The sequence below is a fragment of the Marivirga atlantica genome (assembly GCF_016734805.1).
Lineage (GTDB): Bacteria > Bacteroidota > Bacteroidia > Cytophagales > Cyclobacteriaceae > Marivirga > Marivirga atlantica.
The window spans coordinates 958,747-974,166 of record NZ_JAERQG010000001.1; the positions used below are offsets into that span (position 1 = coordinate 958,747).

13 protein-coding genes and 1 tRNA gene are annotated in these 15,420 nt (G+C 38.1%); 6 read left to right on the forward strand and 8 right to left on the reverse strand.

The annotated features are described in order from the left end of the window. Nucleotide 1: 1 nt before the first annotated feature. Nucleotides 2-1,261: an aspartyl protease family protein gene (locus JKP34_RS04310; RefSeq protein ID WP_201918058.1), complete on the forward strand. Its 1,260-nt coding sequence runs from the start codon at nt 2-4 to the stop codon at nt 1,259-1,261. Here the strand turns inward: JKP34_RS04310 and JKP34_RS04315 are convergent. Next, complete coding sequence (locus JKP34_RS04315; RefSeq protein ID WP_201918061.1) at nt 1,254-1,709, reverse strand: hypothetical protein; 456 nt, start codon at nt 1,707-1,709, stop codon at nt 1,254-1,256. The genes JKP34_RS04310 and JKP34_RS04315 overlap by 8 nt on opposite strands. Before the next feature lie 153 nt (nt 1,710-1,862). On the opposite strand from JKP34_RS04315, the gene JKP34_RS04320 reads away from it, so the two are divergent. Continuing rightward, entirely contained in the window at nt 1,863-3,329 is a 1,467-nt protein-coding gene (locus tag JKP34_RS04320) for an SDR family oxidoreductase (protein WP_201918063.1), read from the forward strand. On the opposite strand, the gene JKP34_RS04325 is transcribed toward JKP34_RS04320, so the two are convergent. Continuing rightward, the gene (locus tag JKP34_RS04325; RefSeq protein WP_201918065.1) at nt 3,296-4,318 is read right to left on the reverse strand and encodes a glycosyltransferase family protein; all 1,023 of its coding nucleotides are present in this window, start codon (nt 4,316-4,318) and stop codon (nt 3,296-3,298) included. The genes JKP34_RS04320 and JKP34_RS04325 overlap by 34 nt on opposite strands. A gap of 135 nt (nt 4,319-4,453) precedes the next feature. Here JKP34_RS04325 and JKP34_RS04330 point away from each other — a divergent pair, with 135 nt between their 5' ends. Beyond that, nucleotides 4,454-6,133, forward strand: a complete 1,680-nt coding sequence (locus JKP34_RS04330; RefSeq protein WP_236664888.1) for a SulP family inorganic anion transporter — start codon at nt 4,454-4,456, stop codon at nt 6,131-6,133. Between the two features lie 55 nt (nt 6,134-6,188). Here the strand turns inward: JKP34_RS04330 and JKP34_RS04335 are convergent. Next, nucleotides 6,189-6,261 (reverse strand) — tRNA-Met (locus JKP34_RS04335). 121 nt (nt 6,262-6,382) lie between these two features. Between JKP34_RS04335 and era the strand changes: the two genes are divergently transcribed. The 3 genes from era (at nt 6,383) to JKP34_RS04350 (ending at nt 8,964) form a co-directional block, all read left to right on the forward strand. Then, nucleotides 6,383-7,267, forward strand: a complete 885-nt coding sequence (gene era / locus JKP34_RS04340) for a GTPase Era (protein WP_201918067.1) — start codon at nt 6,383-6,385, stop codon at nt 7,265-7,267. 47 nt (nt 7,268-7,314) lie between these two features. Continuing rightward, nucleotides 7,315-8,619 (forward strand): ribosome biogenesis GTPase Der, encoded by a 1,305-nt coding sequence (gene der / locus JKP34_RS04345; protein ID WP_201918070.1) that lies wholly within the window; start codon nt 7,315-7,317, stop codon nt 8,617-8,619. Between the two features lie 69 nt (nt 8,620-8,688). Next, nucleotides 8,689-8,964: a hypothetical protein gene (locus JKP34_RS04350; RefSeq protein ID WP_201918072.1), complete on the forward strand. Its 276-nt coding sequence runs from the start codon at nt 8,689-8,691 to the stop codon at nt 8,962-8,964. 50 nt (nt 8,965-9,014) lie between these two features. On the opposite strand, the gene ilvA is transcribed toward JKP34_RS04350, so the two are convergent. The 5 genes from ilvA to ilvD form a co-directional block, all read right to left on the reverse strand. Beyond that, nucleotides 9,015-10,283, reverse strand: a complete 1,269-nt coding sequence (ilvA, locus tag JKP34_RS04355; protein WP_201918074.1) for a threonine ammonia-lyase IlvA — start codon at nt 10,281-10,283, stop codon at nt 9,015-9,017. 4 nt (nt 10,284-10,287) lie between these two features. Continuing rightward, entirely contained in the window at nt 10,288-11,334 is a 1,047-nt protein-coding gene (gene ilvC, locus JKP34_RS04360; protein WP_201918076.1) for a ketol-acid reductoisomerase, read from the reverse strand. 120 nt (nt 11,335-11,454) lie between these two features. Next, on the reverse strand, nt 11,455-11,988 hold the full coding sequence (gene ilvN, locus JKP34_RS04365) for an acetolactate synthase small subunit (protein ID WP_201918078.1): 534 nt from the start codon (nt 11,986-11,988) through the stop codon (nt 11,455-11,457). Nucleotides 11,989-12,006: 18 nt separating this feature from the next. Then, complete coding sequence (gene ilvB / locus JKP34_RS04370) at nt 12,007-13,737, reverse strand: biosynthetic-type acetolactate synthase large subunit (protein ID WP_236664889.1); 1,731 nt, start codon at nt 13,735-13,737, stop codon at nt 12,007-12,009. 2 nt (nt 13,738-13,739) lie between these two features. Further along, on the reverse strand, nt 13,740-15,419 hold the full coding sequence (ilvD, locus tag JKP34_RS04375; RefSeq protein WP_201918080.1) for a dihydroxy-acid dehydratase: 1,680 nt from the start codon (nt 15,417-15,419) through the stop codon (nt 13,740-13,742). Between the last annotated feature and the right edge of the window lies 1 nt (nt 15,420).

A 15,420-nucleotide genomic window follows, 5' to 3' on the forward strand; every position in this document is an offset into this window, starting at 1 on the left:
TATGCCTAAAGTTATCAAATCTTATTTACTGGTATTTCTATTAATAATTTGTTTTGAACAAAGTGCTTTATCTCAAAATCAACAAATGAAGTTTGGCTTTGAGATAAATGACCAAAAACGCTCAGTATCTATACCATTCAAGCTTATTAATAATTTAATGGTGGTAGATGTTTTATTTCAAGGTGTAGTTCCTTTAAAATTTATCATTGACACTGGTGTTACCAATACAGTGCTCATCGAAAAAATTTATGCCGATGTGCTGGATATTGAACCGGATAGAAAAATGACACTTGTTGGTGCGGCAGGAGGAAAGGAAGTTGAAGCTTTCATAGTAAATAGTGTTAACATCAACTTAAAGGGGATAACAGGAACACATATTCCTTTACTTGTTTTGGCAGATGATTATCTCAAACTGGAGGAATCAATGGGCATTAAAGTTCATGGCATTTTGGGTTATGATTTATTTAAGAACTTTATCGTTAAAATAGACTACCCAAATAGAACTATCACTTTTTTTAATCATAAAAGCTTTAATAAGAAATTATGGTGGTACAGATCAATACCACTCAAAGTTGAGAACACCAAGCCTTACATTTTTCAACAGGTGAAATTAAAGGATTCAACAACTATTAAGGCCAAACTAATGATTGATACCGGAGCTTCCCACTCATTAATGCTTCACCAAAACAGAGATTCTTCTATAAATATCCCATTAAAAAATATCAGAGATATTTTGGGGGCAGGTATAGCCGGATCAATCGAAGGACATGTAGGAAGAATTGATCATATGAATATACTAGATTATCAATTGGAAGAAGTAATTGCTCGTTTTCCTGATAAGGGCAGTTATAGTGAAGTGATTGAAAATACAGGCAGGCATGGTACTTTAGGAGGTGGAGTATTAAGGCGATTTAATATTTATCTTAATTATAGAGATGAAGTGCTCTATTTAAAGAAAAATAAATATTTCAAAGAGGCTTTCGATTATGATATGAGTGGTTTAAGCATCATTGCAAAAGGTGAGCTTTTCTTAAGGCCATATTATGAGGTAGAAGAGGTGCGTGAAAATACTCCGGCATCAAATGCAGGTGTTAAGGAAAAGGACGTGATAATTTCATTAAATGGTTATATGGGAGAGGATTTAGATTTATCTCGTATAAATGACATTCTAACAAGTAAAGAAGGGCGTAAAATTAGGCTTAAGGTTAGGCGTAACGAAGAAATTCTTCTATTCGAGTTTCGCCTCGAGAAGTTTATTTAGCTGAAAACTTGTCTTTCAAATAGGCTCTGGTTTTTCTAAACTTCAAGCCATTTTTCAAGCTGCTATATAATCTGTCGGCAGTAATGCTTTCTTTCATCAAGTATTCTTGAAAGCCAACGAGTAGTTCGGTGGTGTTTTTAGTTTTTAGCAGTGTTAATGAGGCAGAGTTATTTTTAACATTTTTTAAGCTGGTCATTAACTTCTTGATAGGACTGCTGCCGTAATTATCGTCAATCAAAATACAATTAGGCTTATGAGAGTTTACATAAGCTAAAGTTTCACGGTCATCAAATGATATGTCAATTTTAGCAATTCTTTCCTTTAAAGACTTCAGCTGGTCATAAATTTTACTCATTTCTATTGGGTTATTACCAACAAGTAACACTTTCAAACCTTGTGTTGAAACTGATTTGGAGGGTGATTTCTGAAGTGGAATAATAGCTTTCATAACTTTTGCTGTAATGATTATATCATATTCAATCATTGAATAGTTAAAATTAACGCTATATTTTACGATTTACTATTTAATAGTGTCAATTTTTTATGACTTTTCGATTAACGTTTGTTTTTAACATTTTAAGCTTCGTCTGGTTCTATTCTAATGAAGATACTTTTGACAGGAGCTAATGGGTATATAGGTAGAAGGTTGTTGCCAATATTGGTAATGGAAGGCCATGATGTTACCTGTTTAGTACGGGACAAAAGAAGGATAGACTTAGAAGAAGATATTCAAAACAAAGTATCTTTTGTCGAGGCAGACTTGCTTGATAGGCAAGCTCTTGAAAATATTCCAAAAGATGTTGATGCTGCCTACTATCTGGTTCATTCCATGGGCAGTTCATCTAAGAAATTTCATGAACTTGAAAAGGAAACATCCACAAATTTTGTAGAAGCTTTGAATAAAACCTGCTGCCAGCAGATTATCTATTTAAGCGGTATATCAAATGATGAAGAGCTTTCCAAACATTTAAAATCAAGGCGTAATGTTGAACAAATTCTTTCAGAGGCCGAAGCTTCTCTAACAGTTTTACGTGCAGCTATAATAATAGGCTCTGGTGGTGCATCATTTGAAATTATTCGAGATTTAGTAGAGAAACTTCCTGTAATGGTGGCTCCCAAATGGCTCAATACTAAATGTCAGCCAATAGCCATCAGAAATGTAATTTATTATATGTCACATGCATTGTTGAAAGAGGAATTATTTAACAAGACTTTTGACATTGGTGGACCAGATATTCTCACTTATAAAGAAATGCTGATGATTTTTGCCGAAAGTAGAGGGTTGAAAAGAAAAATTATTACTGTTCCTGTACTTACTCCAAGGTTAAGTTCATATTGGTTGCATTTCGTAACATCAACTTCATATAAAATTGCGAGTAGTCTAGTTGATAGCATGAAAAATGAAGTAATCGTTAAGAATAATGATATTCAGAAAGTTATACCTCAAGAGCTTTTTAGCTATAAAGAAGCTGTAGAATTGGCTTTCGATAGAATTGCCCAGAATGAGGTTGTTTCCAGTTGGAAAGATGCGCTGGCGAGTTCAAAAATCAATACAGCGTTGATGGACTTTGTGAAAGTACCAGTTCATGGTTGTTTCGTTGATAAGCGTAGTCATAATTTTGAACGATCTAAAGATGAAGTTTTAGATAATGTATGGAGGCTTGGTGGAGAGCGAGGCTGGTATTACTGGGACTTTCTTTGGAAGGTAAGAGGTTGGATGGATAAAGCTGTTGGTGGTGTAGGCTTGAGGCGAGGCAGAAGAAGTCCTGATCAACTTGTGTCTGGTGATGCACTTGACTTTTGGCGTGTATTGGTAGCTGATAAACAAGAAGGTAGGTTGCTGTTGTTTGCGGAGATGAAGTTGCCGGGTGAAGCCTGGCTTGAATTTAAGTATAAAGAAAATGATGATGGCGTTCAAACCTTAACGCAAACTGCTACATTTAGGCCTCATGGATTGGCTGGCAGGCTATACTGGTACAGCATCTTTATTTTCCATGAGTTCATTTTTGATGGTATGCTTAAAAGAATCATTAATTATGATGTTGAAACTGCCAAAGCATCTGTCTGACTTTTTATTGCATGGCTCATAACAAGATGATCTATAATATCAGCCGTCTGATCTTTATAACATACACTTACCTTTTGAGCATCGTGAACAAACTTATCAATAATAGGGATAGCTTTTTTGTTGAGTTTATTGATAACAGGAATTCCCATTTCTTTTAATCCTGCGGCATTACAATGTTGCTCATACTGTCCCCTCATGGGGATTGCTAATACTTTTTTACCCAAAAAGAGCGCTTCGGCAGGGCCTTCAAATCCGGCCCCGCATATGATACCTGCGCAACTGCTTAAACTTTCAGCAAAAGCAATATTGTTTACAGGTTGAATTTTAACATTATCTACTTCGTAAGGTGTTTTAGAATGTTTGCTAAAAACCTGCCATTCAACATGCATCTGTTTAAGAATCTTAATAATTTTGTTATCTCCTAAGGCAGGCAGATATACTGTATAATGCCCTTTGTTAGTTGGTCTTAATCTTCTTACCTCATTTCTGATTACTGGAGTGAAAATATTATCGGCAAATGACTGAAAATGAAACCCATATTTTACGGAAGTTGGCGCATAAAAGTGAAGTATGAAAGTGCCAAGCCAATCTTTCCTTTCAGGTTTAGGTGCATTAGGGTGAATAACTGCTGCTTGATGACTAAGCCCTACAGAGAATTTACTTTTAACAAAGCAAGACCATGCTGTAACAGGTTCGAAATCATTAATAATCAAGTCATACTGATGAACAGGAAGTTGAAATATATTTTTTAAAAACCTAAGAAACTTTAATTGATAAATCGTCCTCAGTACATCTACTCCGCCCTTTTTACCGAATATAAAGCTGATTCCCGAAAATTGATATTTTATTTCTTCCTCTAACCGAACATCCGCCTGGGTACCGCTTACCAAAATATCTACCTGCCCATATCGCTTTAGCTGAGGTATAATGTCTCGGGCCCTACTTAAATGACCATTTCCTGTTCCTTGAACCGCGTATAGAATTTTCATAGCAAGAGGCAATTTAGTTTTCAAATGTTTCTTGCTGATGAGTAGAAATTCATCTTAATGTTAAAAATGATATGATTATGACTGAATTGCTTATTTCTTTTCTAATTTAGGATAGTAAAAACAAACAATTGCTGCATGTCTAAAACTTCAAAATCCCTTATGGGATTTAATTTTTCATATTTAAAAAATGACATACCAGCGGGTATTATAGTTTTCTTAGTAGCGGTTCCGCTATGTCTGGGGATTGCTTTAGCCTCGGGTGCACCCTTATTTTCAGGCATCATAGCAGGTATGGTTGGCGGTATAGTTGTTGGAGCAATTAGTGGCTCTAAGCTTGGGGTGAGTGGTCCAGCAGCAGGATTGGCAGTGATTGTGGCTGATGCGATAAGGCAATTGGGCACTAATGCTGAAGGAGATTTTAGCATGGAAATAGGTTTTCCATTGTTTCTCTCTGCTGTTGTGATAGGCGGAATAGTTCAAATTTTGTTAGCCTTTCTTCGAGCTGGCATTATTGGTTATTATTTTCCCAATTCAGTTATAAAAGGAATGCTGGCTGCAATAGGCATAATAATTTTTCTGAAGCAAATACCTCATGCGCTTGGTCATGATATCATTCCTGACGGTTTTGAATCTTTTTTTCAGAAAGATGGGGAGAATACCTTTTCAGAAATTTGGGTTGCCATGGGAGATATTAACCCAGCCGCAGTAATAATAAGTGTTATTTCAATTAGCATACTCATTCTATGGGAGCAAAGGTTTATTAAAAAGATAAGGTTGTTTCAAATTATTCAGGGGCCTTTGATTGTGGTTGTAATTGGAATAATCATGAGCAACTTTTTCAATACAACAGAAGCCTTTACACTAGCTAAAGATGAAATGGTAAACCTGCCAATTGCTTCTGAGGAAGGTGGCTTTACTAAACTTTTCACAACACCTGATTGGAGTAGGGTTTTTAGCTCTAAAATAATAATTACAGGTATTACCATTGCTATTGTAGCAAGCTTAGAAACTTTACTTTGTGTGGAGGCTACTGATAAGATTGATCCTGAAAAGAGTATAACACCAACAAATAGAGAGTTAATTGCGCAGGGCGTAGGGAACGTATTTTCTGGCTTAATAGGAGGTTTGCCAATTACTCAGGTAATTGTGCGAAGTTCTGCTAATATCCAGTCTGGTGGTAAAACGAAAGTTTCGGCAGTATTTCATGGTGTACTAATATTTGTGAGTGTTATGTTCGCTCCTCAGGTAATGAACATGATACCTCTTTCTAGTTTGGCGGCTATATTGTTTTTAGTAGGCTATAAATTGGCTAAGCCATCCTTATTCAGGCAAATGTCAGCACTCGGATGGGAGCAGTTTTTACCATTTATTATCACTATAGTAGGTATTGTGTTCACAGACTTATTGGTAGGTATAGGTATAGGGCTTGCCGTTGCATTATTCTTAATCTTAAGGAAAAACTTTATTACACCTTTTAATTTTAGAAAGGAGAAGGAGGCAGGCCTTATAGAGATTAAGCTCTCTGAAAATGTAACCTTCCTAAATAAAGCAGGAATTTTACAGGCATTAAATGCTGTTCCTGCCAATAGTAAAGTACTAATAGATGGTACAGCTTCTGAATATATCCATCCTGATGTAATTGAAATAATAGAAGATTATAGCATAAACGCTAAAACCAGAAATATAGAGCTGGAAGTTAGAATGCCTGATTTAATTGATAAATCAGGTAAGGATAAAATCAAACTCTTTAAGAAAAAAGTTAGAAGTTCAGACTTCAAAGAAGACTCCTATTTTAAAACGGTTTTTAATTCTTGAAAAGTTGCAGCAGAGATATAAAAAAAGCCAGTCAATTGACTGGCTTTTTACTTAGTAGCGGGAGCAAGACTCGAACTTGCGACCTTTGGGTTATGAGCCCAACGAGCTACCAACTGCTCCATCCCGCGATCATAAACTCTTGATTTAAACATCTTTTGCTGATGTTTCCCTCAAAAGGATTACAAAGGTAACTAAACATTCATAAAAATCAAGTACCTTTGCAAAGAAATTTTTTAAGAATCAGTATTAATGGCAGGGAAACAACATAAAGCAGGTTTTGTAAGCATAGTAGGTAAACCTAATGTGGGTAAATCTACCTTGATGAATGCGCTTGTTGGTGAACGACTGTCTATCATTACTTCAAAAGCACAAACCACTCGCCATCGTATTATGGGAGTGCTGAGTGGTGAAGATTTTCAATTAATTTATTCTGATACTCCAGGAATTCTTAAACCGCAATATGAGCTCCATGAGTCTATGATGGGCTTTGTGAAAAGTTCTTTAGAAGATGCTGATGTTTTATTGTTCGTTACTGATTTATATGAGAAGTACGAGGAGGAAGATCGGTTAATTGATCAGATCAAAAAGTATGATGTTCCCACTATACTGGTTTTGAATAAAATTGATCAGGCCAAAGGAACACAGGCAGAAGATAAATTGAAGTATTGGGCTGATATTATTGAGCCCGATCATCAAATAATGATTTCTGCTTTAGAGGAGTTAAATATTGAAAAGCTGTTTAAGCTTATGCTTGATTTAACACCGGAGCATCCTGCGTATTTTCCTAAAGATCAGTTAACTGATAAGCCGGAGAAGTTTTTTGTAGAAGAAGTTGTTAGGGAAAAAATCTTCCAAAATTATAAAAAGGAAGTTCCTTACAGTTGCCAGGTGGTGGTTACGGAGTTTAAAGAGGATGAAACGATCATTAGAATAAGAGCTGAAATTTATGTTGAGCGTAAATCGCAGAAAGGCATTATTATTGGTCAAAAAGGAGAAGCCATAAAAAAAATTGGTATTGAATCACGTAAGGATTTGGAAGCATTTTTTGTAAAACAAATTCACTTGGAGACCTTTGTAAAGGTTGAACCTGACTGGCGTAAAAAAGAGCTCAAACTTAAACGCTTCGGATACTAATTCCAGACAATTACTAATTAGTGATTGTTAATTAATAATTAAGAGATATGTCAAATATAGTAGCAATAGTTGGTCGTCCTAATGTTGGGAAATCTACTTTCTTTAATCGACTTGTAGAGAAAAAGCAAGCGATTATGGATAATGAATCCGGAGTAACAAGGGATAGGCAGTACGGAGAGGCGCAATGGAATGGAAAGAAATTTACTGTAATTGATACAGGAGGTTACGTGACTGGTTCAGAAGATATTTTTGAATCAGAAATACGTAAACAAGTTAAGGAAGCCCTCGGTGAGGCTTCTGTAATCCTATTTATGGTAGACTGCCATACAGGTTTAACTGATCTTGATAAAGATTTTGCCAATATTGTACGCGAGGTAAAGAAGCCGGTTTATGTGGTAGCCAACAAAGCTGATAATCCTGAGAAGAGCTTTATGGCTGGTGAATTCTATGCTTTAGGTTTTGATGAGGTTTTTACCATTTCATCAGCAAGCGGCTCAGGTACAGGGGAGATACTTGATGAAATAGTTAATCATTTAGAAGATGATCACGAAGATCAGTTTACTGGTATTCCGAAGATATCAATTCTAGGAAGGCCAAATGCTGGTAAATCTTCCTTTTTGAACGCTTTGCTTGGAAAGGAAAGAACAATAGTAACTGACTTAGCAGGTACAACCAGAGATTCAATTCATACTCGTTATAAACTATACGGTAAGGACTTTATTCTTACAGATACAGCAGGTTTAAGAAAGAAAACCAAGCAAAAGGACGATATTGAGTTTTACTCTACCATTAGGGCCATTCAGGCTTTACAAGATTCGGATGTTTGTATAATAATGATTGATGCCACTAGAGGTTTTGAGTCACAAGATATGCAGATTATATCACTGGCTCATAAATACAAAAAGGGCATCATGATTATGGTGAACAAGTGGGATTTGATTGAGAAGGATGGTAAAACTCATGATAAATTCAAAAAGGAAATAGTAGAAAAACTTGGCCCACTTAGTTATGTACCTATAATTTTCACTTCTGTGCTGCAGAAACAAAGAATTTTTCAGGCCATTGAAACTGCTATGAAAATTTATGAGCAGCGTTCTGAGAAGTTAAGTACTTCAGAATTGAATGATGTGATGTTAAAAGAGATAGAGCGCTATCCACCGCCTGCATTGAAGGGTAAGTATATTAAGATAAAGTATGTAACGCAGTTACCAACCTATACGCCATGTTTTGCATTCTTTTGCAATTTGCCTCAATACATCAAGCCTCCTTACGAGAGATACCTCGAAAATAAATTAAGGGAACATTTTGACTTTTCAGGGGTTCCTATTAAACTGGTTTTTAGAAAAAAATAGTACATGCGCTTTACTATGCGTATTTTTTTAAATACATTTAATGCTTGTAAAACCAAAATCTATTAAACTATGAAAAAATTATTCACACTATTATTGCTAGCGGGTTTCTTTACAACCTTCGTAGCATGTGACAACAAGAGCAACAAAGAAAAAGCTGAAGACAAAATGGAAGAAGCTGCTGATGACGTTCAAGACGGCATGGAAGATGCAGCTGAAGACGTAGAAGATGCAGTTGAAGAAACTGGTGAAGAAATCGAAGAAGGCGCTGAAGAAATGGGCGAAGAAATCGAAGAAGGTGCTGAGGAAGTAGAAGAAGGTGCTGAAGAAGTTAAAGAAGATATGTAATCTTTACTTTCTAGAAAATAAAAAAGCTGGACCAGACGGTTCAGCTTTTTTTATGTCAAAATATCGAGCAGTTCATGATTATTATTGATATAGTCACCATAAAAGCCCAGAAATTTCATCCTTTGCAATAAGGGCTTATAATCATCTTTATGCTTTAACTCGATACCTACCACAGCGGAGCCTTTCTCTCGAGAATTCTTCTTGGTATACTCAAAATGGGTGATATCATCCGTTGCACCAAGTACCTCTACAACAAATTGCTTTAGCGCCCCTGCACGTTGAGGGAAATTCACTATGAAGTAATGCTTTAAGCCTTTATGAAGTAAAGCCCGCTCTTTTATTTCCTCAGTTCTGGTAATGTCATTATTACTGCCGCTAATAATACATACTATATTTTTACCAGATATAGCTTCAGTATATTGTTCTAATACGGCAATTGATAAAGCCCCGGCAGGTTCCACCACGATAGCATCTTTGTTGTACATCTCAAGGATGATCTCACAGACTTTACCTTCAGCCACTGTAACTACTTCTTCTAAATTGTTACGACAAATTTCAAAGTTGAGATCACCTACTTTTTTTACAGCCGCTCCATCTACAAACTTCTCAATATGGGAAAGCTGCGTATTCTTACCTTTTTCGATAGAGTTTTTCATAGCAGGAGCGCCTTCCGGCTCCACTCCAATAATTTTAGTTTGCGGAGAGAGCAGTTTAAAAACAGAACTAACTCCAGCTGAAAGTCCACCGCCTCCCACTGGTAAAAATAAATAATCAATAGGCTTAATAGTTTGATTCAGGATTTCCAACCCTACTGTAGCCTGCCCTTCAATAACTTTTTCATCATCAAAAGGGTGAATGAATATACCTCCCTTTTCTTCACAGAAATGAAGGGCTTCATTATAAGAGTCATCGAAGGTGTCACCTACTAAAATAATATCTACAAACTCATCGCCAAACATGGCTACCTGCTCCACCTTCTGCTTTGGGGTTGGCGCAGGCATAAAAATAGTTCCTTTAACCTTTAACAATTGACAAGAATAGGCCACACCTTGGGCATGATTTCCTGCACTTGCACAAACAATTCCCTTTGTAAAATCATCTTCAGTTAAGCTGCTTATTTTATTATAAGCACCACGGATTTTGTAAGATCTCACCAACTGTAGATCTTCTCTTTTGAAGGAAATGTTTGCCTGATAATGTTTACTTAAGCGCAAGTTTTTAGTAAGTGGGGTGAGCGTACTCACTCCCTCTAGTTTCTTTGCTGCGGCTTTTACATTATCCAGCGTAGGTTTAAAATAGGTTGCTGAATCAGTTGGCATTTTGCTATGCGTTTTCCGGTCTCAACTTACGAACTGCAGCACCAGCCTGCCATAATTCTGAATTTCTTAGCTCATCAAGTTCCTTTTCCAACTCTTTTCTATAATCAGCTTTTTCGTTAGCTGTAATGGTGAGTCTGGCTTCATTGCCGGTTTCAACACTTTCGTAAAGCTCTTCGAATACGGGTTTTACAGCATCTCTGAATTTTTTCCACCAATCTAATGCTCCACGTTGGGCAGTAGTTGAGCAGTTGGCATACATCCAGTCCATACCATTTTCAGCCACTAATGGATATAGCGATTGAGTAGCTTCCTCTACCGTTTCGTTAAAAGCTTCAGAAGGAGAATGTCCTTTTGATCTTAGTAAATCGTACTGTGCGGCAAATAATCCTTGAATGGCACCCATTAGGCTTCCTCTTTCACCTGTTAAATCACTGTAAACCTCTTTCTTGAAATTGGTTTCAAACAAATAGCCGGAGCCAACACCAATGCCAAGCGCTACACATCTGTCGTAGGCTTTACCAGTGGCATCCTGATGGATGGCATAACTGGAGTTAAGTCCCCTGCCAGCTACAAAAAGCCTTCTTAAACTAGTGCCTGATCCTTTAGGAGCTACTAAAATTACATCAACATCTTTAGGTGGTTTAATGCCAGTTTGGTCGGAATAGGTGATGCCGAAACCGTGAGAAAAGTAAAGTGCTTTGCCTGGTGTAAGGTGCTTTTTAACCATTTCCCATTGGGCGATTTGACCAGCATCTGATAATAAATATTGTAAGATGGTTCCCTTTTCTGCGGCTTCTTCCAACTCAAAAAGTGTTTCGCCAGGAACCCAGCCATCCGCAACCGCTTTATCCCAGCTGCTTGAGCCTTTACGCTGACCTACAATTACAGGTATGCCATTATCTTTTAGGTTGAGTGCCTGGCCTGGGCCTTGTACTCCATAGCCTAAAACGGCTACAACTTCATCTTTTAAAACCTCCTGAGCCTTTTTAAGAGGAAATTCCTCTCGCGTGACTACATTTTCTTCTACTGATCCAAATTTTAGTTTTGCCATGTTGTTTAGATTTTTAGAGCCTAGAATCTAGGTTCTAGATTTGATGATTAATTATTTATTTTCTGTAATTTTATTTATGGGATAGTCTAGTTTCTATGTTCTAGACTCTTTCATCTTATTTTAATGCTTCGAAGCTTTCTCCACTTCATGAAAATATTCCTGAAACTCCTTCATTGGTTTCGAAATGGAAATCCTTCCTGAGCGGACAAATTCCAAAATACCATGCGGTTTGAGTTCTTCAAAAAGTGCCTGTGTTTCTTCTTTGAAGCCAGTTTTCTCAATAATGGTGAACTCTGGCTCGACAGCTAAAAGCCTTGCGTGATGTTGCCTAACAATTTTTTCTACTTCTTTACTTTCTGAAAGAACAGTAGTGGGCATTTTGTAAAGTGCCATTTCTTGAAAAACAATGTTCTCGTTTGGGTGATAAAAGGCTTTGAAAACGTCTATTTGCTTTTCAATTTGCTTAATAACATTCTTCACCTGCCATTCCTCTTCCGTTACCACAATTGTATATCGGTGAATGCCATGAACCTCACTTTCAGAAGCTGTTATGCTTTCAATATTGATATGCCTACGTGTGAAAATGATGGTTACCCGATGGAGCAAACCGATCAGGTTTTCTGTATAAATCGATATGGTGAATTGTTTCTTCATTGCCTTAAATCATTAAGATTATGCTAATCTGATTTCAGATACTGATGCACCTGTAGGAATCATCGGGAAAATATTGTTTTCCTTCCCTACCATCACTTCTAATAGGAAGCTGCCTTTATGTGCTAGGAATTCTTCAATTCCGTTTTTTAGTTCATCTCTTTTCTGAACTTTCATGGAAGAAATGCCATAACCCTTGGCGATAGTCTGGAAATCAGGGTTGATCATGTCCACCGATGAATATCGTTTCTCGAAAAACATATCCTGCCATTGCCTCACCATGCCTAAGTACTCATTATTTAGGATCAGGATTTTCACATCAATTTTTGTTTGGAAGATGGTGCCCAGTTCCTGAATGGTCATCTGAAAACCGCCATCACCAATTACAGCAATTACCGTTTTATCAGGGGCTGCGAACTTAGCTCCTATTGCAGCAGGAAGGGCAAAACCCATAGTTCCTAATCCACCGGAGGTTACATTACTTCTCCATAATTGATAGTTGAAGTAGCGCTGTGCTACCATCTGATGCTGCCCAACATCGGTTACAATAATGGCATTTCCTTTGGTGACTTCTGAAATATGTTTGATCACTTCACCCATGCTGATTTGCTTATCTGGGGCAGGGGAAAGTTCATCTTTAATCACCTTATCAACTTCTTGCTTGGTGAGTTTTTGAAATTCCTCCAACCAGGAAGTGTGCGCATTTCTTTTTACCTCATCAAGTAACAGCTTCAGTGAATGCTTGCAATTACCAATGAGCGCTACATCAGCAGGAATATTTTTATTTACCTCTGCAGGATCAATTTCCAGATGGATAACCTTAGCCTGCCTGGCATAACGGCGGGTATCGCCTGTTACTCTATCATCGAAGCGCATACCAATGGCTATCAAAACGTCACACTCGTTAGTTAATAGGTTTGGAGCGTAGTTGCCATGCATTCCCAACATGCCCACATTTAAAGGATGATCTGTGGCTAAAGCTGAAAGTCCCATGATTGTCCATGCTGCTGGAATGCCTGTTTTTTCCACAAATGCTTTAAATTCTTCTTTGGCTTCTGCCAGCAAAATACCATGACCAAATAGTATTAGTGGTTTTTTAGCCTGGTTGATTAATGCTGCAGCCTCTTTTACCGCTTCTAAATTCACTTTAGGATGAGGTACATAACTTCTCACATTTACACATGGCTCATAATTGTACTCAAAAGTCTGGAATTGTGCATCTTTTGTGATATCGATTAGTACCGGGCCGGGCTTTCCACTTTTAGCTACAAAAAAGGCCTTAGCCAGCGCTGCCGGTATTTCTTCAGCTTTGGTAATTTGAATATTCCATTTGGTGACAGGCATGGAAATACCTACTACATCGGTTTCTTGAAAAGCATCAGTGCCGATCATCTGGCTGGCCACCTGACCTGTGATGCAAACCATTGGGGTTGAATCTAATTGCGCATCGGCCATGCCGGTTATGAGGTTGGTTGCCCCAGGGCCTGAAGTTGCCAGGCAAACTCCCACCTTACCGGAGATACGGGCATAACCCTGTGCGGCATGTGTTGCACCTTGCTCATGCCTGGTCATGATATGTTTTATTTCTTTTTGAAAATCATATAAGGCATCATAAACCGGCATGATGGCACCTCCGGGATAGCCAAAAATGGTATCCACACCTTCTGCTAATAAACATTGGACCACGGCCTGGGCTCCTGTTAGTGTTAGCTTTTTAGTCATCTTCTTTTGTTGTGCCTTAGTTGATTCCATAATTATTGGTCGGTTATGCAGCCTAATGAAGCTGATGAAACAAGTTTTGCATACTTTTTAAGTGTGCCTTTTAGTATTTTGCCTGTCTTTGGTTGAAAATTGGCTTTTCGCTTTTCAAACTCTTCTTCACTGATTTTTAGCGTGATGCTGTTGTTGATGGCATCGATAGTAATAGTGTCACCATCCTGAACCAGCGCTAATGGTCCACCATCTTGTGCCTCGGGTGAAATGTGGCCTACAACGAAACCATGTGTGCCTCCGGAGAATCGGCCGTCCGTAATGAGCGCTACTTTTTTACCTAAACCTGCACCCATTATGGCTGAAGTAGGTTTTAACATCTCAGGCATGCCTGGTCCACCTTTTGGGCCCTCATAGCGAATGACCACCACATCACCTTCCTGGATTTCATTTTTAGCAATAGCGTCATTGGCAATAAACTCACCATCATACACGCGTGCAGTACCTTCAAAGAATTCACCTTCTTTCCCCGTAATTTTTGCTACAGCACCTTCCGGAGCCAGATTTCCTTTAAGGATTCGCAAATGGCCTGAGTTTTTCAGTGGCTTATCTACCGGATGAATAATTTCCTGATTGTCATCTAGTGGAGAAATATTATCCAGGTTTTCGGCTAGTGTTTTTCCTGTAACAGTCATACAACTGCCGTCTAATAAGTCATGCTCCAACATGAGCTTCATTACTCCCGGTATGCCGCCTTGTAGGTGTAAATCTTCCATCAGGAATTTTCCACTTGGTTTTAAATCTGCCAGGTAAGGTGTTTTTGCACTGATTCTGGCGAAATCCTCCAGAGACAAATCAATATCGAAAGCATGAGCCACTGCTAATAAGTGTAGTACAGCATTGGTTGATCCACCTAGCACGGTGATAAGTGCAATGGCATTTTCAAAAGAAGCTTTCGTAACAATTTTCTTAGGAGTCAGGTCATTCTCAATTAGTTGTTTTATAGCTTTGCCTGCTTCCACACATTCATTGATTTTTTCCTTGCTATTTGCAGGGTTTGATGCACCAAATGGTAAACACAACCCTAAAGCTTCAATTGCTGACGCCATCGTATTGGCTGTATACATGCCACCACATGCGCCAGGACCGGGACAAGCATTTGCTACTACTCCTTTAAAATCTTCCTCAGAAATATCATTAGCGTGCTTTTTACCGAGGGCTTCAAAAGCAGAAACTACATCTAGTTTTTCACCTTTGTAACAGCCGGGAGCTATTGTTCCACCGTAAACAATAATACCGGGTCGGTCGAGTCTGCCCAATGCAATTAGTGCTCCAGGCATATTTTTGTCACAACCTGTAACCGCAATTAAGCCATCATAAGCCTGTGCGTTTACAACTGTCTCCATTGAATCAGCAATGATGTCACGAGAAGGTAGGCTGTATCGCATACCGGGTGTTCCCATTGAAATACCATCACTCACACCAATGGTGTTAAATACCAATCCATTCCAATGATGCTGCCCTACACCTTTTTTGACTTGCTGAGCCAAATCGTTTAAGTGCATATTGCATGGGTTGCCTTCAAAACCTGTACTGGCAATTCCTACAAGCGGCTTTTTTAGATCATCATCAGATAAACCGATGGCATGAAGCATGGCCTGAGCTGCCGGCTGCGTAGGATCCTGTGTTACAACCTGACTATATTTATTGAGTAGCTCGGACATC